A 17,416-nucleotide genomic window follows, 5' to 3' on the forward strand; every position below is an offset into this window, starting at 1 on the left:
GGACTGGATCGGTGTCGGCATCATCGGCGCAGACGCGGTGACACGGGCCGTCACAGGGGTCCTGCCCGCGGTTCTGATGCCGGTATCGGCCCCACGGCAAAGGTCTCGACACTCCCGGTCGGCGCGCGTCAGAAGGTTGGAACCCTCAAGGCGCTCTGGGGCGGCGCGCACGCTGGTGCTCTTCCACCGTGCTGCACCGTTTGCGCGTGGAGGGCGCGACCATCGTACTGATCAGCCATAAAATGCCGAAAATCATGCACTTGCGGGACCGTGTGACGGTGCTGCGCGAGGCGGAGCTTAAGGGCAAGGCGCTCAGTGACCCTGTCGTGCGTCAACCGATTGAGGCCGCAGGAAGACTGCTTACCAGCCGGACAGGCCTTGGGCGTGCAGCAGGGCTTCGAGTAGAAGGGCACAGAAATGCAGGAAGAGATAGCTGAGCGAGAGGCGGAACAACCGCCGCTCGGCGCGCTGGTTGTCGGCTTCGGCCTCGTCTTCCGTGCGGCGGAACACCGCCCATGCGCGGATCAGAAAGCGCAGGTTCAGCACGCCCGCCACAGCCAGATAAACCGGCCCGCCGATGGAGGTGAGACCCAGCGCCAAAGAGGTCGGGATCAGCACCAGCGTATAGCCGAGGATATGGCGGCGGGTTGAAGGGCGACCATGGGTTTCGGTCAGCATCGGCACGCCCGCGCGGCCGTAATCGGATTTCACGAACAGCGCCAGGGCCCAGAAATGCGGCGGCGTCCACATGAAGATCAGCGCGAACATCAGGAGGCTGTCGACGGAGATGCCGCCCGTGGCGCAGGCCCAGCCGATCATCGGCGGCAGCGCACCGGAGGCGCCGCCGATCACGATGTTCTGCGGCGTCGCGCGTTTCAGAAGAACCGAGTAGATCACCACATAGAAGAAGATGGTGAAACCCAGAAGCGCGCCGGCGACCGGGTTGGCCACCAGCGACAGCACGCCGACAGAAAGCACGGAGAGCACCAGCCCGAGCACGAGCGCCTCGCGCGGGGCCACCCGCCCCGCCGGGATCGGACGATTGGCGGTGCGGCGCATCTTGGCGTCGATGTCGGCATCCCACCACATATTGAGCGCGCCAGAGGCGCCACCGCCCAGCGCGATGCAGAGGATCGAGAGCGCGGCGCGGATCGGGTCCATCGGCACGGGCGCGACCAGAAGGCCCACAAGCGCCGTGAACACCACTAGCGACATCACCCGCGGTTTCAGAAGAACGATGTAATCGCCCGGCCGGGCCGGTCGGGGGTCGCTCATAGCCTGCGTGAGCGTCGGATCGGTGATCGTCTGCGTCCTCATCTCATGATGCCTTTGATATGTGCGCTGCATCCTTGGGATGCGTTTTGCCGTGTCATAGGACAGCCGCGGGGCGCGGGGCAAGATGTGAGAGCAAATTCTTGTGACACATCACGAAAGCGTGCGAATCCGCGCAAGCGACTCGATTTCACCCAAAAGTGCAACAGAAGCGCACAAATAAACATATTTTAAATATGTATCTTTTGACCGATGTCACAAATACGTGAGGATCGGCTTGAAAAACCAAGTTTCATGACCATGCGACAGAATGACACAGAGCACTATGCCGCAGCGCCGCGTTAGCGGATGACGCAACCGTGCCCGGCTCCGGGTTTCCGACCCGCCGCCGTGTCCGGAAAAGCTCATCAAGAGGCACGCACGCATTGCACACATCAACGAAAATACTGTTGGCACTGGCCGGCGCATTTGCGCTTTCCGGCTGCCAGTACGACGTTCTGTCGCCCCAGGGCTGGGTGGCGGGACAGGAACGCAACCTGCTTTTGATCGCGACGGGGCTGATGCTCATCGTGATCGTCCCGGTGCTGATCATGGCCGTGTACTTCCCGCTGAAGTACCGCGCCGACCGCAGTGACCAGTCCGATTACGATCCGACCTTCGAACATTCGACCAAGATCGAAGTCGCGGTCTGGGGCATTCCGATCCTGATCATCATCGCGCTGGGGTGGCTAACCTATGTCTACACCCACCGGCTCGACCCCTACCGCTCGCTCGATCACCTGAATGCGGGCGAACCGGTCGAGGTTCAGGCGGTGTCGCTCGACTGGAAATGGCTGTTCATCTACCCGGAATACGGCGTGGCCTCGGTCAACGAGCTGGCGATCCCGGAAGGCCGTCCGATCAATTTCCGCCTGACCTCCTCGACGGTGATGAACACCCTGTCGATTCCGGCTCTGGGCGGCATGGTCTATTCGATGACTGGCATGGAAACCAAGCTGCACCTGATCGCGGACAACACCGGCACCTTCTTTGGCCGGTCCGCGCATTACTCCGGCCCGGGGTTCTCTCAGATGCATTTCGACACGCTCTCGATGACGGATGAAGATTTCAACGCCTGGATCGAGAAAGCCAAAGCCGAAGGCGGTGAGCTAACCCGCACCAGCTATCTGGCGCTCGAGAAACCGACCATAGACGAACCGGTGAGCTACTACGCCTCCGTCGAAGCCGGTTTGTTCGACCGCGTCGTTGAGATGTGCGTCGAAGAGGGCAAGGTCTGCATGGGTCACATGATGATGCAGGACGAGCTTGGCGGCGGTGGCCTCGAGGGTATCCCGGCGGCGAATGCCTACAGCTACGACCGTGCCCGCACCATCGACGGCTTCGGCAACCCGGTTGAACTGCCGGAACTGCCGACCCCGGATCTCGAAGCCTTCCACGAAGCCTTCTTCAACGACCCGGCGGCGATCTGCGGCCCGGAAATCATCAGCGGCTATCTGAGCACGGAGAAAAAAGACAATGGCTGACGGATACGTGCAACCGGCCGAGACCTTCTCGCCGATCTTCGGGCGTCTGACGCTCGACTGGATCCCCTATCACGAACCGATCCTCATCGCGACCTTCGCAGGCGTGGCCCTTGGCGGGCTCGTCGTGCTGGCGCTGATGACCTATTTCAAACTCTGGGTGCCGCTGTGGCGGGACTGGGTGACGACGGTCGACCACAAGAAGATCGGCATCATGTATATGGTGCTGGGCTTCATCATGCTGATCCGCGGCTTTGCCGATGCGCTGATGATGCGGGCACAACAGGCGATGGCCGCAGGTGGGGCCGAAGGTTATCTGCCGCCGCACCACTTCGATCAGGTGTTCACCGCTCACGGCGTGATCATGATCTTCTTCGTGGCCATGGTGTTCATCACCGGGATCATGAACTATGTCATGCCGATGCAGATCGGCGCGCGCGACGTGGCCTTTCCGTTCCTGAACAACTTCTCGTTCTGGATGACGGTGTCGGGCGCGCTTCTGGTGAACATCTCGCTCTTCGTGGGCGAATTCGCCCGGGTCGGCTGGCTGGCCTTCCCGCCTCTGTCGGGGGCAAGTTACAGTACCGGACCGGGGATGGATTACTACCTCTGGGCGCTACAGATCGCAGGGGTCGGGACGACGCTTTCGGGCATCAACATGATCGCCACCGTGCTCAAGATGCGTGCGCCGGGCATGAAGCTCATGGACATGCCGATCTTCACCTGGACGACGCTGATCACCAACGTGCTGATCGTCGTGGCCTTCCCGGTGCTGACCGCCACCCTGTCGCTGCTGACGCTCGACCGCTATTTCGACTTCCGCTTCTTCACCAACGACTTTGGTGGCAACGCGATGATGTATATCAACCTGATCTGGATCTGGGGTCACCCCGAGGTCTATATCCTCATCATCCCCTGCTTCGGCGTGTTCTCGGAAATCGTGTCGACCTTCTCCGGCAAGCCGATCTTCGGCTACAAGACGATGGTCTGGGCCACGGCCTGCATCATGGTGCTGTCCTTCGTGGTGTGGCTGCACCACTTCTTCACCATGGGCTCCGGCGCCAACGTCAACACCTTCTTCGGCATCACCACGATGATCATCGCCGTGCCGACCGGTGTGAAGATCTTCAACTGGCTCTTCACCATGTACAAGGGCCGCGTGCGGCTTGAGGTTCCGATGCTCTGGACCATTGGCTTCCTGATCACCTTCACCATCGGTGGGATGACGGGTGTGCTGCTGGCCGTGCCGCCGGTCGACTTCCAGCTTCACAACACGCTCTTCCTGATTGCGCACTTCCATAACGTGATCATCGGCGGCGTGGTGTTTGCGGTCTATGCGGCGGTCTCCTACTGGTGGCCGAAAGCCTTCGGCTTCCGCATGAACGACACATGGGGTCGCCGCAGCTTCTGGTTCTGGTTCACCGGTTTCTATGTCGCCTTCATGCCGCTCTATGCGCTTGGCCTGATGGGTGTGACCCGCCGGACCGCCACATACCCGGATGCGGGCTGGCAGCCCTATTTCATCGTCGCGGCCTTCGGTGCGGTGCTGATCCTTCTGGGCATCGTCTCGACCTTCATCAACTTCTACGTCTCGATCCGCGATCGCAAACAGCTCGCCTGTGGCACCGATCCGTGGGATGCGCGCACGCTGGAATGGGCGACCCAGTCCCCGCCCGCGCCGTATAACTTCCCGTTCGATCTTCAGATCACCGGGCGCGAGGCATTCTGGACGATGAAGCAACAGGGCTTCACCTGGCCGACCACCGGTTACAAACCGATCCATATGCCGAAAGGCACCGCCTTCGGTGTGCTGATCGCCGGTCTGGCGCTGGTGTTCGGCTTTGCCATGGTCTGGTACATCTGGTGGCTCGCGATCCTCGCCTTTGTCGGCATGATCGGCCTCGGGATTTTCCACACCTTCAACTACAAACGCGACTACTACATTCCCGCTGAGGAAGTGAGCGCGACGGAAGCAAAAGGAGCAGCGGCATGAGCCACTCCGCCCCCGCAAGTGTGAGCGTCGTCGACCACGACGTTCACCACCAGAGCCCCACCCCCATCGGGTTCTGGATCTACCTGATGAGCGACTGCATCATTTTCGGTTCGCTCTTCGCCACCTACGCGGTTCTCGGCGGCAGCTTTGCTGGCGGACCCGGCCCGAAGGATCTGTTCGAAGCGGGCTTCGTGGCCATCGAAACCGCGCTTCTGCTGATCTCCTCGATCACCTTCGGTCTCGCCATGCTGCGCGCCGACAAGAAGGACCAGAGCGGCACGCTGATGTGGCTGGCGATCACCGGCCTGTTCGGGGCTGGCTTCATCGCGATGGAACTCTATGAGTTCAATCACCTGATCCACATCGGCGCGGGTCCGAGCCGGTCGGCCTTCCTGTCGTCCTTCTTCGCCCTCGTCGGCACCCACGGGCTGCACGTGACGGGCGGGATCATCTGGCTCGTCACCCTGATGGTGCAGATCGCGAAGCACGGTCTGGGCACGGCAAACATGCGTCGCCTCGGTGCGCTGTCGATGTTCTGGCACTTCCTCGATCTCGTGTGGATCGGTGTCTTCTCCTTTGTCTATCTGGTGAGGTTGGTCTGATGGGTCACGATACGCATTCCGCACACGGGCACGATCACGGGCATGACGACCACGGCTCCGGCCACGGCACCATGTCGCAACTGATGATCGGTTTCGCGCTGGCCGCGATCCTGACCATCGTGCCCTTCGGTCTCGTCATGGGCGAGGTGGAAATGAGCCGCACCACGCTGATCGGCATCATCATGGCCTTTGCCGCCGTGCAGATCATCGTGCATCTGGTGTTCTTCCTGCATCTGAACACCTCCTCGGAAGAGGGCAGCACCTTCATGGCGACCGTGCTCGCCGTGATCATCCTGTTCATCGTTCTGGCAGGCTCACTCTGGGTCATGCACAACATGAACACCAACATGATGCCGATGCACGACATGGAGCAGCAGCTCGAACAGATGAAGAGCCTTCAGTCCCAGCAGGGCTGATCTTTTCTGACATGAAAACGTTGCCGGGGCCCGCGTGGCCCCGGTTTCATATGAAAAGGACCTCCCATGCGTCTCCGTCTCCTCCTCGTTCTGATCCTCGCCGCCCTCGGCATCGCCGGGTTCTCAAGCCTCGGCATCTGGCAGGTCAACCGCCTTCACTGGAAGCTCGACCTGATCGAGCGGGTCGAGGCCCGTATCCATGCCGCCCCCGTCCCTGCCCCCGGCCCGAACCTTTGGCCTACGATCACCCGCGAGACAGACGAATACACCCGCGTGACCATCACCGGCACCTTTCTCAACGAGGACGAGGTGCTGATCTATACACCTTCGGATTTCGGCCCCGGGATGTGGGTGCTGACGCCGCTGCAATTGGCGGATGGCGCCATCGTCATGGTCAACCGGGGTGTGGTGCCACAGGACCGCGCCCTGTCCGGCGAGTTCAGCCATGTCGACGGCGAAACCACCGTCACCGGGCTTTTGCGGATCACTGAGGACAAGGGCTGGCTGTTCTCGCAGGACAACGATCCTGAAAACAACCGCTGGTATCGCCGCGACATCGCCTCGATCGCCGCTGCGAAAGGCTTCACGCAAACCGCCCCCTATTTCGTCGATCAGGAGCTGAACGATCCCACCGGCTGGCCCCGCGGCGGACAGACCGTGGTGAGCTTCCGCAACGCCCATCTGAGCTATGCGCTGACGTGGTTCTCGCTGGCCGTCGTGGTGGCGCTTGGCACCGCCCTCGTCCTGCGCCACGAGCTGCGCCGCAAGTCCTGAGCGGTGCTCATACGGGCACAGGAACGGCGACAGCGCATGAAACGGGGCCGGTGAGTTTTTACCGGCATCGTCGCTCCGGCTGGCGGGCCAGCCTTCAGATCATGGCAAACGAAAAGAGAAAGGGCGGGTCAGAGCAATCCGAACGCGTCCCGCCCCGGACAGAAGAGCCGCCGCTTCTGCGATGCCATCCGCCCCCGCACCTGCGGATCAGCACCGCCTCAAGGAGCGTTCTTCGGTCTGCGATCCACCGTCTCTTCGAAAGCGGAGTTTGGTTTGGCAGACGCGCTTTCGGCGAGACAAAGAAACGCCCGCGCCACCCCTTCGAACCCATCCGCTGCGGCCACCGACGCTGCCGTCAGCAACTCATACTGGAAGGCCCTCAGACCTCTCGTATGGGCATTCTCATCGAATTTTGACGGTTGCACCTGTTTCATGAGGCTCGTCCATCCACGGTTGGGTCACGCGTGAGGTCCCGAAGCACATGTCGGAATGCGTCTTCAAACTCCGGAACCGGGTTTCGGGTCTGCGGAAGAGTCATCGTCGCGACGGACCACAGTCCCCCGACACGCTCTCCCCCAGAAGGCACTGGACCGGACATGCAAGAGAATGCCGTCCAGAACAGAGGTTCGGAAAATGAGCCGAAGCTCATTTTACTGTTTGCGAAGGTCGTCCGGCAACGTGGTTACGCCTCACCGGAATTGTCGAGAAGCCCGCCAAGAAGATCGTCGCCCCCCGTCAGGCCTCCCAGCAACCCATCGGTCGCTCCCCCGAGAAGCCCGCCGACCAGACCCTCGTCGCCCAACACGGTATCGAGCAGACCACCCACGAGGCCGTCTTCGCCGGTGAGACCGCCCAGAAGGCCGTCCGTCGCCCCTCCGAGCACACCGCCCAGCAAGCCGTCATCACCGGTCAGGCCGCCAAGCAGATCGGTCCCGCCAAGCAGACCGCCCACCAGCCCTTCGTCGCCAAGCACGGTATCGAGAAGGCCACCCACGAGGCCGTCTTCGCCGGTGAGACCGCCCAGAAGGCCGTCCGTCGCCCCTCCGAGCACACCGCCCAGCAAGCCGTCATCACCGGTCAGGCCGCCAAGCAGGTCGGTCCCGCCAAGCAGACCGCCCAGCAAACCATCGTCACCAGTCAGGCCGCCGAGCAGACCCTCATCCCCCAGGACCCCGCCCAGAAGCCCACCTTCGCTGCCGCCGGTTTCATCGGTTGCGCCGAGCAGGCCGGTGCCGATCAAATCGCCCACAAGCCCATCCGCCCCGGTGATATCCCCGAGCAAACCATTATTGCCGACCAGATCGCCCAGAAGCCCTTCGGAGCCCGTGACATCGCCAAGCAAGCCGCTGTTGCCCGTCAGCCCACCGAGCAAACCGGTATCGGACACCAGACCGTCCAGAAGTCCCGTGTCTTCGCTCACGATGCCATCGCCGAGAATCGGTTGTCCCAAAAGCGCGGTCCCGAGGTCGCCGAGCAGCCCGTCGGCGCCGACGAGATCGCCAAGCAGTCCTTCGGACCCCGTGATATCGCCCAGCAAACCGTTATTGCCCGTCAAATCCCCCAGGAGACCTTCATCCCCGATCAGCGGATCCAGGAAGCCCTGCTGCGCCCCATCCGTCGGATCGGTGCTGTCCGTCGGGTCGGTGCTGTCCGTCGGATCGGTGCTGTCCGTCGGGTCGGTGCTGTCCGTCGGGTCGGTGCTGTCCGTCGGGTCGGTGCTGTCCGTCGGGTCGGTGCTGTCCGTCGGGTCGGTGCTGTCCGTCGGGTCGGTGCTGTCCGTCGGGTCGGTGCTGTCCGTCGGGTCGGTGCTGTCCGTCGGGTCGGTGCTGTCCGTCGGGTCGGTGCTGTCCGTCGGGTCGGTGCTGTCCGTCGGGTCGGTGCTGTCCGTCGGGTCGGTGCTGTCCGTCGGGTCGGTGCTGTCCGTCGGGTTATCCCCACCGCCACCGCCACCGGAAGCCAGCAGACCAAGGCCAAGTGCGCCAAATGCCGCCGCGGCCAGCGCCTGATCGGACATGCCCGTCCCCAACCCGGCCGCAGCGATCGCGCCTTCGGCCCCCATCACCGTCCCGTCTGCGAAAACCAGACTGTGCAGGGAGTCATTCTCTGCCGGAGTATAGAAATCATTGACCAGAATCTGCCCCCCGCTCTTCAGATCAATGATCAGATCATCCCCTTTGCGGGTGTAGCGAAGCACATCTTCGCGCAGCACATCAAGGTGAATACCGATTTCCTGTCCCGCTTGAATGGAGCTGGTGGCCATGTGTCTGTCTCCTCATTCTTGCCGGGCTCCCATCGCCCAAACAAAAGCATTAGTTACATCTAAAGTATATATCTTTCCTCCAAAAGGCCTAGTCAAACGAATAATTGCGCTTTTTGACAGAGAACGCATTGTTTCCATTTTCGTCCGGCGGTTTCCGCCATAAAAAAAGGCCCCGTCACCGACGGAGCCTTTGAGTTTACCGCGTGGTCGCGGATCAGATCAGCCCATCGTCTGTGAGATCGAGGCCGGACAAAAGGCCATCATCCCCGAGCAGACCGCCAAGCAAGCCATCCTCGCCACCGAGCAGACCGCCGACAAGACCATCGTCCCCAAGCAAGCCATCGGTCAGACCGCCCAGAAGACCATCGCCTTCGGTGCCATCGCCGAGAAGGCCGACGCCAAGAAGATCACCCACAAGCCCGTCCGCCCCGGTAACATCGCCAAGCAGACCCTCGTCACCGACCACATCGCCCAGCAATCCTTCGGAGCCCGTCACATCGCCCAGCAGGCCGGAATTCCCGGTCACGTCCCCGAGAAGACCGCCATCGGCAATCACCGGGTCCAACAGGCCATCTTCGGCACCTGCGGTCTCGAGCACACCGTCCACGATGCCGGAAACACCGCCCAGAAGCCCGTCCTCGCCGCCAAGCAGACCTCCGAGAAGGCCATCGTCACCGGTCAGGCCACCGAGCAGACCATCTTCGCCACCAAGGAGCCCGCCAAGAAGGCCATCATCCCCGGTCAATCCGCCAAGCAAGCCATCCTCGCCGCCCAGAAGGCCACCGAGCAGGCCGTCATCGCCACCAAGGAGCCCACCGAGAAGGCCATCGTCACCGGTCAATCCGCCAAGCAAGCCATCTTCGCCGCCCAGAAGGCCACCCAGCAGGCCGTCATCGCCACCAAGAAGACCTCCCACAAGGCCATCTTCGCCGGTCAGCCCGCCAAGCAGACCATCTTCGCCCCCGAGAAGACCGCCGAGCAGACCGTCATCACCGGTCACGCCGCCCAGAAGCCCGTCTTCACCAAGAAGACCACCGACGAGGCCGTCCTCACCGATCACGCCGTCAAGCAGACCGCCGACAAGGCCCTCGTCGCCCAACAGGCCTCCCACCAGGGAGTTGTCGCCGAGCAGACCGTCCAAAAGACCGCCGGGGCCGGTAATCCCGGACAGCAGCCCGCCCACGAGGCCGCTCGGAGCCAAGAGACCGCCAACGAGACCATTTTCGTCAAGCAGGCCACCGACAAGACCGTCTTCTGCAAGCAGACCACCGACAAGACCGTCTTCGGTCAGCAGGCCACCGACAAGACCGGTGTCGCCCAACAGCGCGGAGGTGAGGCCGGTGGAGCCGAGCAGACCTCCCAGCAGGCCGCTGCTGTCCGTCAGGACCGAGGTCACGCTGGACAGCGGGTCGTCGCTGACCGAGGAGCCGTCGCCCAGAAGGCCACTGCCCGTCAAAGCACCGAGCAGGCCACCGGCGCCGGTGATGGCGCTCAGAAGACCGTCGTTGCCGATCAGATCGCCCAAAAGCCCTTCGGAGCCGGTGATCGCCCCGAGGGTGCCCTCGTTGCCGGTCAAGCCACCAAGAAGGCCCTCGTCTCCGACCAGGGAATCGAGCACGCCAGCTTCCGCCGTATCCGTCGGATCCGGTTCGTCCGTCGGGCCCGGCTCATCCGTCGGGCCGGGTTCATCCGTCGGCCCCGGCTCATCGGTCGGATTGTCGTCATCGTCATCATCGTTTCCGCCTCCGAGACTCGCGCCCCCCGCCAAAAGTGCGGCGCCGAACGCGGCCGCAACGGCACCGACATCATCCGGAATGATCCCCGCACCGAGGCCAACAGCCTCTTCTTCACCGTCGAAAATTCCTTCGATCCCGCTGAAGGACCCGTCCGCCAGCATCAGCCGGTGGGCGCTGCCATCGGCCGCAGGCATATAAAAGTCGCTGACCGTAATCCGGTCTCCGCCTTTCAGTTCGACGACGAGATCGTCCCCGGATTTGATGTAGCGGCTGATGTCGCCCTTCTCAGCGCCGATCATCACATCGACAGCAGCGTTTGCCTTAACAACGGTTTTGGCCATTTTAACGTCCTCTGGTGGTTCGGGCCGGAAACGGCCGAAAGATCACGGGGGAGCATTACACCCCTTTGGCTATGGTCATACACTATACTTTAGTTCGATCAATATACGTAAGGATATATTATACAGAAAGTCTTAGAAAAATGTTGTAGCAAAACCACGGCACAAGCTTGTTTCGGGCTAGGCTCTGCGCCAATACTAAAGAAGATATGCGACTGTTCACCCCTGCGAAACGATTGCGGCGAAATGTTTGCCAAAAGCGTTTCTCTCCAATCCCCCGAACAAGCTCCCCAACGCAGATCACACGGATCGAGACATCAAGAAGAGGGCGCCCATCGTGACCGATTCCCCCCCGCCGGACAAAGGCCAGACACCCCCGGAAACACCCGCCGCTGCACTCCGGGACACGAACGAGGCCCAGCTCGCGGCACAAAATGCCACGCGTCCCGTTCTTCAGACCATCGCCCGCATGATCGCAACCGACCGCCGGCCCGCGGCTTTGCTGTCGGAGACGGCCAAACTGCTTCTCGCCAACGCCGCCGCCAGGCAACTTGGCCTGAGCGAAGATGTCCTGCGGCACAAACTCGACTGGCCTCTGCTGTGTCAGCAGGCCCTGCGGGCGGGCAGTGTCGCCCTTTCGCTCAAGGTCGACGCCACCTCTCACGCCGGGGAACTCGTGCACCTTCCGCTCAACGGGGCGAACGGCTTTCTGTTGCGTCTGGCGGAAACGGAGCAGGAATCCACCTGGCTTGAGAACCGGGCACGCGCCGCGACCCTGCTACGGGTTGCACATGACTTGCGCACGCCCATCCAATCTCTTCTCGCAACGGCAGATGCGGTCCTCGATACGACCGGAGACAGCCCGCGGCAGGACATCGGCACCACCCGTGCGCAGCTCCATGCCTCGGCGGAACGCGCCCTCGATCACATCAATAATGTGCTTGCGGTCATCCGGGGCGAACAAAGCGCGAGCGGGTTGCAGCAGGACGAAGATTTTTGCCTCATGGAAGAGATCCGCGCCATTCTTGCGATGATCTTTCCGATCGCCAAAACCAAGCAGACGGAAATCCGGGTGCGATTTGAACCGGCGGAGGATATCTGGGTCAACGGGCCCGTGCGTTTCGTCCGCGCCCTGTGTCAGAACATCTTCGACAATGCCGTCAAACATGGCGGGCCACGCGTCGAGATCACGGTCCGCTGCGAGGCCCTTTTTGCCACGCCCGCCCCCGATGCCCAGACGGGCTGGCGCATCGTTCTGGACGTCCAGGATTTGGGTGGCGGCCTGCCGGATGACCAAAAGCTCCGCTTGCGTCGCGCGCTCGGCCCGAAAAGCATTGATCTGAAAGGCCAAGAGGAAACCGGCGAACCGCCCAGCACGCCCCCGGAACGCACCTCTGCTGGCCTGAATGTTCTCGCCCATGCCCTGCATCAACTGGGAGGGCGCATCACCGTGCGGGACCGCTACCGGAACGCAACGGAAGATTCCGCCGAACATGCGGAGATCATCGGCACGACGATCACGGCGAGCTTCGATCTCAACTGGGCCGAACCGCGGCTCAAAACCGAACCCGAGAAGGCCGGCGCGACCACGACACTTCTGCGGGGCATCTCCGTCCTGCTGGTCGAGGACAGCCCCTCAAGCCGTGACTGGCTCACGCATATTTTGCGCAAGGGCGGCGCGACCGTCTACGCTGCGGGCAATGGCATGGAGGCGCTGGCCCTGCTGGCCCAGGAGGAGCGTCAGAAAGACATTGATCTCATTCTCACCGACATGACCCTGCCGTTCATGAGCGGCGTCGAACTGGCCCGGCGCATCCGGGAAAAACTCCGGAGCGGTCGCCTAAAGTGGTCCGGCTCGATTGTGGGGCTGACGGCCCATATCGACGCGCGCATCCGAAAAGCCTGTCAGGAGGCCGGAATTGTCCGTGTTCTCGACAAGCCCATTCGTCCACAGCTACTTCTGAAAGCCCTCAAGGACGTCACCGAAAGCACGAAATCTCAGACCGGAACATGCGCCCCTGCCGTCCCGACACAGGAGAGCAGCCCGCCCTCCACATGTGGCATTCTGGCTCTGGATACAGTTCACGACCTGACGGATCAACTCGGGGTTGAAGGCACCAAATCCTTTATGCTCAGGGCGCATGAGGAAGCCCGCGCAATTCTCGAAAGCATTCGGGAAGACGGCATCACAGCGGACACCGGTCGGCGCCTTCATGCGGCAACGGGGGCCTGTGGTCTGACCGGACTGGCCGCCATAGAAAAAAACTTGCGGGCCCTGGAACTTGCCGTCGACGAAAGGCGTTCTAATCTTAACGCACTGGCTGCTTCCTTTGAAAACGCTTTGGACTCGACTTTTCAGGCGATTGAGGAAATAAGCTCACGACCACAAGCACAGGGGTGAATACATTTTTGAACATTGACACAAAGCACGGCGCACTCTCTCTGCCGGGAGATCTTGCGCACGCCCCTGGTGAAAAAAATAATATCAGCAACAGCGCCCCAACCCCATCGCAGAGAGATATGACACAATCTGAACCCACCAAACTTCGCATTCTGATTGCCGACGATCACGCAATGGTCCTTGAGATGTTCAAGCAATACCTCTCAAACCTGCCGGATATGGAAGCTCACACAGCGCCGGATCTCGATGCAGCCGTGGCGGAAATCGACCGCAATGGCGCTTTCGATCTCGTGCTTGTCGATCTCAACATGCCCGGCATGAACGGAGTGTCCGGCTTGGGGAAAGCTCTGGAACACAACGCGGGCAAACCCGTCGGCCTCCTGACCAGCAACCCTTCCTCGCATGTCGTTTCGGAAATCCTGTCTCTGGGCGGCGCCGGTGTGATCCTCAAGACGGCCTCTCTGAAAGACCTGGCCAATGAAATCCGCTTCATGGCCGCCGGTGGACGCTATGTTCCCGTCGAACTGATCGACCAGAAAAGAGTCAAATCGCGCGAAACCGGCAATGCCACCCTGTCCGACCGCGAAATGGCAGTGCTCGATCTTCTGTCCGAGGGCAAGCAGAACCGTGACATCGGCGAAACTCTGGGCATCGCGGAAGCCACCGTGAAGATGCACGTCAAATCCATCTGTTCGAAACTGGGCGCCAACAACCGGACACAGGCGGTGATTGTGGCGCGCGACATGAACCTGATCTGACACCGCAGCCAGACAAGGATCTAACAGGGATCGTCCGCGGAGGTTGAGCCTCAGCGGACGATTTTGTTTCTGGCACAGGCCGTTGCAAGCCGATGAGGGGGAAACGATCAGGCTTAAAGTTCACGGAGGGGCGAACTTTTGCGGGCTGGGGGCCTGACCTGTTCAGTGGTGAGATGAATCATCATCGGCTTGCAACGTCTCGAGTATGCCCATCGGGCAACGGCTGAGGAGGGTGTCGTCACTGGCTCCGAGATCCTGAAGCCGGGCACCATCCACCCACATTTCCGTTGCGATGGCCAAAATACGAATGCCGGGCACCATCCGGCGAATTTGGTAACATACGTCCGCAGTGTCTTCTGGCGACCCGAAGAAATCTTCATCAATCACCAGCGCCTCAAGACATCCTGCAAATTGGCGCACCATAGTCAGGGCTCTGCTCTCTTCTTGCGACCGTAAAAGGCATGCTTTCCACCCGGTGCCGGGATGGCTCAATTCATAGGGCAGATGCGGCCAGTCTGCCAAAACCAGCATGAGACGTTCTTTCGGCGCCTTCGCAAAAAGCGCGCCTTGGGTGACGGACGGGATGACAATCTGGGGCTGGTACATACCGGATCTCATTTCTCTCGTTCGTGACAGGGACGAATCACACGCATCTAAATAATGTCTTTAGGTTAGGTTCATATCTTAAGTATGTATACTTTTTTCTCTTTTGGGGTGGCATATTTTCTGCCAACAGGCTTTTCTGGAAGCCGCCACATAAAGAGAACAGACATGACCAAGCCCACAATCGTCTTCGCCGGCTCCGTCTACCCCGGGCAATTCGGCGGGCTCTGCGATTATCTGCGCAGCAATGGCCTGGCAGACAGCTATTTCCTGACCACACCGGGGTATCGAAACAAGAATCTGCACCACGGGCCGCATATTCTGGGCTTTACCCCCGACGGCAAAATCGTCGGACCGCAAAGCTATTACTATTCGGCAAAGGTCGAGCGTTCCGCGCGTATTTCACGCGGGCTCCTGAAGGCGCTCAAAACCTTCGAGACACATAAGAAGATCGACGTCGTGGTCACACATTCTCTGTGGGGCGCGCCGCATTTCCTTTACGATGAAATCGACGCAGCGATTGTCAGCTATATCGAATTCCCGAGCTATCGTGCGCATGGCTGGGACCCGTCCTACCCGCCAGACGAGGCGCAGCGGATCGGGGATCGCAACATGGAAATGCTGCATTTCCACCAGGCGCTGTGCAGCGATCTGGTGATCTGCCCGAGCCATCACGCCAAATCCATGTTCCCGCAGGCCCTGAGGTCGAATATCGAAGTGCAGCTCGAAGGGTTCGATTTCGCCTCCGATCCGACACCGGAGCCTGCGGACGCCCCGCGCCCCTTCACCATCGGCTTTTCCGCGCGCGATCTGTCGAGCGCGAAAGGCTTCGAGACCTATGTGCGCCTCGTGGACCAGCTTGTCGCGCGCGGCGTCGAGGCCGAGTTCATCGCTCTGGGAGACGCCGAGGCCACAACCTACGGCTTTGAAGCGCAATGGGTCGCGCGTCACTACGACGGGGCCGTGGCCTCGTTCCGCGATCACCTTTTGCGCGTCTACCCTCATGCGGCAGAGAAGATCCGCTTCCCCGGCAAGCTGCCTTACGATGAGTTCGTCCGCGAAATCTCCGGGATCGACCTGTTTCTCTATCCGCTCAAATACGGTGTGGCGAATTGGGGGCTGGTGGAAATCCTCGGACGGGGCGGCTGTGTGATCGCCCCGGATCGCGGCTATGCCGCCGAGCTCATTCAGGATGACGTCAACGGACGGCTTCTGCCCGATGACGATGCGGCGTGGATCGCGGAAATCCTTGCCCTGATGGACGACCCGGCACGCCGCTACCGCTATGGCACCGCGGCGCGCCAATTGGCCCGACAGGCCTACAGCCTGGCCGCCGTCGCCCCGCGCTACATGCGGCTCTTCCGCCTCGCGATGGACAACCGGCGCGCCCGTTCGGCAGGTTAGAAACGGGTGCTGATGCTGAACCCGAAGGCTTGGGTCTCGTCCCCGTCTTCCTGTTCCAGTGGCTTGGCCAGATAAAGCGACACGGGCGTGTTTCCGACATCGAGCGTCAGGGTCAGCCCCACACTCGTGCGCCGATGCCAACCGTCGTCGATGCCTCCCGACAGGGTATTGTCCAGCCCCCAGGCCGCCCCGCTGTCGAGGAAGACGCCGCCGCGCAGAGGGGCATTCCAGACATCGCCGAATTCCTGTTGCAGCTCCAGAGACCCGACAAAGAACTGATTGCCGCCTAGGGCATCGCCGCTGTCGCGCGGCCCGATCCCGCGCGGCGCAAAGCCGCGAAAGGTGTTCGCGCCGGGGAAATAGCGGTCGATCCCCCGCGTGTCATTGTCGTCCAGCCCATGAACCTTGCCGCCGTTCAGCCCGACCAGAAGGCTCAACCCGTCCGCGAGCGGCAGCGTGGCATTGGCCTGAACCCGGGTGTCGAACAGGCGCTCATCGGAACCGTAATTCCAGAGGTACTGGTCGAGCCGAAGGCGATAGGCCCCCTGCCCGCCGAAGATCGGCTCACCGTAGGACAGCGACATATGCAGGAAAGGCTCGGAAATGCTGTCCGTCTCCTCCTGAACCAATAGCGCGCTCGCCCCGGCCTCGACATCGAAAAGCCGATAGTCGCGATAGCCGATCCCGGTCTCGATCCGAAGCGCATCCGATGGCGTCCAGGCGACAAAGACCTCGCCCAGGATTTGCTCCTGCGTGTAGCTGACATCGTCATACTCGCGCCGCATCGCCGAGAAGCGCAGCCCCAGATCGGTGTGAGCGTCAAAAGCATCCGCACGATAGAGCGCACCGGAAATCCGCTCCACCTCGTCATTGTAATCGAGGCTCAGCGTCGCGAAGGTTTTCGGCAGGAAATTGTACTGCTCGAAAGCGAGGCTCCCCAGAAGCCCGTCCTGCGAGTCGTAAGCCAGCATGGCTTCGATCTTGCCCGGACGAGTGTTGAGTTCCTGCACCTCGATCACCAGCGTCTGCGCCTCGGTATAAAGGCGCACAGTTTCGAACACCCCGGTCGACATCAGACAGCCCTCGATGGCACGCAACTCAAGCGCGGAATAGGCCACCCCGGCCTCAACGCCACAGGTGGCCTGAATGTCGTCGGCGGGAATGAATTCCGCCCCCCGCACCTCGACGACCTGAGCCACGTTCGACCAGGCCGGCAGGCCGGACAACACGGTGCCGCTGAGCACCGCGCAGCAGGTGGCAAGCGCACCGAAAGAACCGGGACGGCCAAAGCGAAGGCCTTGTTTGAACTGCAACACGTTGGGAACTCTCTTCGTCAGAT

14 protein-coding genes are annotated in these 17,416 nt (G+C 61.5%); 8 read left to right on the forward strand and 6 right to left on the reverse strand.

Annotated features, from left to right (window positions below):
* Positions 1-360 precede the first annotated feature (360 nt).
* Entirely contained in the window at positions 361-1,317 is a 957-nt protein-coding gene (gene cyoE, locus NH195_RS20015) for a heme o synthase (RefSeq protein ID WP_081424043.1), read from the reverse strand.
* Positions 1,318-1,721: 404 nt separating this feature from the next.
* Between cyoE and cyoA the strand changes: the two genes are divergently transcribed.
* From cyoA to NH195_RS20040, 5 genes are all read left to right on the forward strand, one after another.
* Positions 1,722-2,795: a ubiquinol oxidase subunit II gene (gene cyoA, locus NH195_RS20020; protein WP_238379817.1), complete on the forward strand. Its 1,074-nt coding sequence runs from the start codon at positions 1,722-1,724 to the stop codon at positions 2,793-2,795.
* Positions 2,788-4,785 carry a cytochrome o ubiquinol oxidase subunit I gene (cyoB, locus tag NH195_RS20025; protein WP_066711261.1) on the forward strand — a complete coding sequence of 666 codons (1,998 nt, stop codon included), beginning with the start codon at positions 2,788-2,790 and terminating at the stop codon, positions 4,783-4,785. The genes cyoA and cyoB overlap by 8 nt, the downstream gene beginning before the upstream one ends.
* A complete protein-coding gene (cyoC, locus tag NH195_RS20030) occupies positions 4,782-5,387 on the forward strand; it encodes a cytochrome o ubiquinol oxidase subunit III (protein WP_066711263.1) in 606 nt (201 codons plus the stop codon). The genes cyoB and cyoC overlap by 4 nt, the downstream gene beginning before the upstream one ends.
* Positions 5,387-5,803: a cytochrome o ubiquinol oxidase subunit IV gene (cyoD, locus tag NH195_RS20035; RefSeq protein ID WP_066711265.1), complete on the forward strand. Its 417-nt coding sequence runs from the start codon at positions 5,387-5,389 to the stop codon at positions 5,801-5,803. Before cyoC ends, cyoD begins: the two co-directional genes overlap by 1 nt.
* A 66-nt stretch (positions 5,804-5,869) precedes the next feature.
* On the forward strand, positions 5,870-6,577 hold the full coding sequence (locus NH195_RS20040) for an SURF1 family protein (RefSeq protein ID WP_066711267.1): 708 nt from the start codon (positions 5,870-5,872) through the stop codon (positions 6,575-6,577).
* A gap of 218 nt (positions 6,578-6,795) precedes the next feature.
* On the opposite strand, the gene NH195_RS20045 is transcribed toward NH195_RS20040, so the two are convergent.
* The 3 genes from NH195_RS20045 to NH195_RS21375 form a co-directional block, all read right to left on the reverse strand.
* Positions 6,796-7,011, reverse strand: coding sequence for a hypothetical protein (locus NH195_RS20045; protein WP_066711269.1), 216 nt, complete (start codon positions 7,009-7,011; stop codon positions 6,796-6,798).
* 248 nt (positions 7,012-7,259) lie between these two features.
* Positions 7,260-8,837, reverse strand: coding sequence for a BapA/Bap/LapF family prefix-like domain-containing protein (locus NH195_RS21370; protein WP_066711271.1), 1,578 nt, complete (start codon positions 8,835-8,837; stop codon positions 7,260-7,262).
* A gap of 214 nt (positions 8,838-9,051) precedes the next feature.
* On the reverse strand, positions 9,052-10,914 hold the full coding sequence (locus NH195_RS21375; protein WP_066705328.1) for a BapA prefix-like domain-containing protein: 1,863 nt from the start codon (positions 10,912-10,914) through the stop codon (positions 9,052-9,054).
* A 334-nt stretch (positions 10,915-11,248) separates the two neighbouring features.
* Between NH195_RS21375 and NH195_RS20060 the strand changes: the two genes are divergently transcribed.
* Both NH195_RS20060 and NH195_RS20065 read left to right on the forward strand, forming a co-directional pair.
* On the forward strand, positions 11,249-13,312 hold the full coding sequence (locus NH195_RS20060; RefSeq protein ID WP_066705331.1) for a hybrid sensor histidine kinase/response regulator: 2,064 nt from the start codon (positions 11,249-11,251) through the stop codon (positions 13,310-13,312).
* A 119-nt stretch (positions 13,313-13,431) separates the two neighbouring features.
* Positions 13,432-14,070 (forward strand): response regulator transcription factor, encoded by a 639-nt coding sequence (locus NH195_RS20065; RefSeq protein WP_066705333.1) that lies wholly within the window; start codon positions 13,432-13,434, stop codon positions 14,068-14,070.
* Positions 14,071-14,232: 162 nt separating this feature from the next.
* Here NH195_RS20065 and NH195_RS20070 read toward each other — a convergent pair whose 3' ends face one another.
* Positions 14,233-14,676, reverse strand: coding sequence for a hypothetical protein (locus NH195_RS20070; protein WP_066705335.1), 444 nt, complete (start codon positions 14,674-14,676; stop codon positions 14,233-14,235).
* Between the two features lie 165 nt (positions 14,677-14,841).
* Here NH195_RS20070 and NH195_RS20075 point away from each other — a divergent pair, with 165 nt between their 5' ends.
* Positions 14,842-16,077 carry a glycosyltransferase gene (locus NH195_RS20075; RefSeq protein ID WP_066705337.1) on the forward strand — a complete coding sequence of 412 codons (1,236 nt, stop codon included), beginning with the start codon at positions 14,842-14,844 and terminating at the stop codon, positions 16,075-16,077.
* Here the strand turns inward: NH195_RS20075 and NH195_RS20080 are convergent.
* Positions 16,074-17,393: a BamA/TamA family outer membrane protein gene (locus NH195_RS20080; protein WP_066705340.1), complete on the reverse strand. Its 1,320-nt coding sequence runs from the start codon at positions 17,391-17,393 to the stop codon at positions 16,074-16,076. The two genes, NH195_RS20075 and NH195_RS20080, sit on opposite strands and share 4 nt — an antisense overlap.
* Between the last annotated feature and the right edge of the window lie 23 nt (positions 17,394-17,416).

The organism is Celeribacter ethanolicus, from assembly GCF_001550095.1.
Taxonomy (GTDB): domain Bacteria; phylum Pseudomonadota; class Alphaproteobacteria; order Rhodobacterales; family Rhodobacteraceae; genus Celeribacter; species Celeribacter ethanolicus.

Excerpts from the sequence above, each read along its gene's own strand:
- NH195_RS21375 (WP_066705328.1), bottom strand. The coding sequence starts at position 10,914 with ATGGCCAAAACCGTTGTTAAGGCAAACGCTGCTGTCGATGTGATGATC.
- NH195_RS20065 (WP_066705333.1), top strand. The coding sequence starts at position 13,432 with ATGACACAATCTGAACCCACCAAACTTCGCATTCTGATTGCCGACGAT.
- NH195_RS20075 (WP_066705337.1), top strand. The coding sequence starts at position 14,842 with ATGACCAAGCCCACAATCGTCTTCGCCGGCTCCGTCTACCCCGGGCAA.
- cyoB (WP_066711261.1), top strand. The coding sequence starts at position 2,788 with ATGGCTGACGGATACGTGCAACCGGCCGAGACCTTCTCGCCGATCTTC.
- NH195_RS20040 (WP_066711267.1), top strand. The coding sequence starts at position 5,870 with ATGCGTCTCCGTCTCCTCCTCGTTCTGATCCTCGCCGCCCTCGGCATC.
- cyoC (WP_066711263.1), top strand. The coding sequence starts at position 4,782 with ATGAGCCACTCCGCCCCCGCAAGTGTGAGCGTCGTCGACCACGACGTT.
- cyoD (WP_066711265.1), top strand. The coding sequence starts at position 5,387 with ATGGGTCACGATACGCATTCCGCACACGGGCACGATCACGGGCATGAC.
- NH195_RS21370 (WP_066711271.1), bottom strand. The coding sequence starts at position 8,837 with ATGGCCACCAGCTCCATTCAAGCGGGACAGGAAATCGGTATTCACCTT.
- NH195_RS20070 (WP_066705335.1), bottom strand. The coding sequence starts at position 14,676 with ATGTACCAGCCCCAGATTGTCATCCCGTCCGTCACCCAAGGCGCGCTT.
- cyoE (WP_081424043.1), bottom strand. The coding sequence starts at position 1,317 with ATGAGGACGCAGACGATCACCGATCCGACGCTCACGCAGGCTATGAGC.
- NH195_RS20045 (WP_066711269.1), bottom strand. The coding sequence starts at position 7,011 with ATGAAACAGGTGCAACCGTCAAAATTCGATGAGAATGCCCATACGAGA.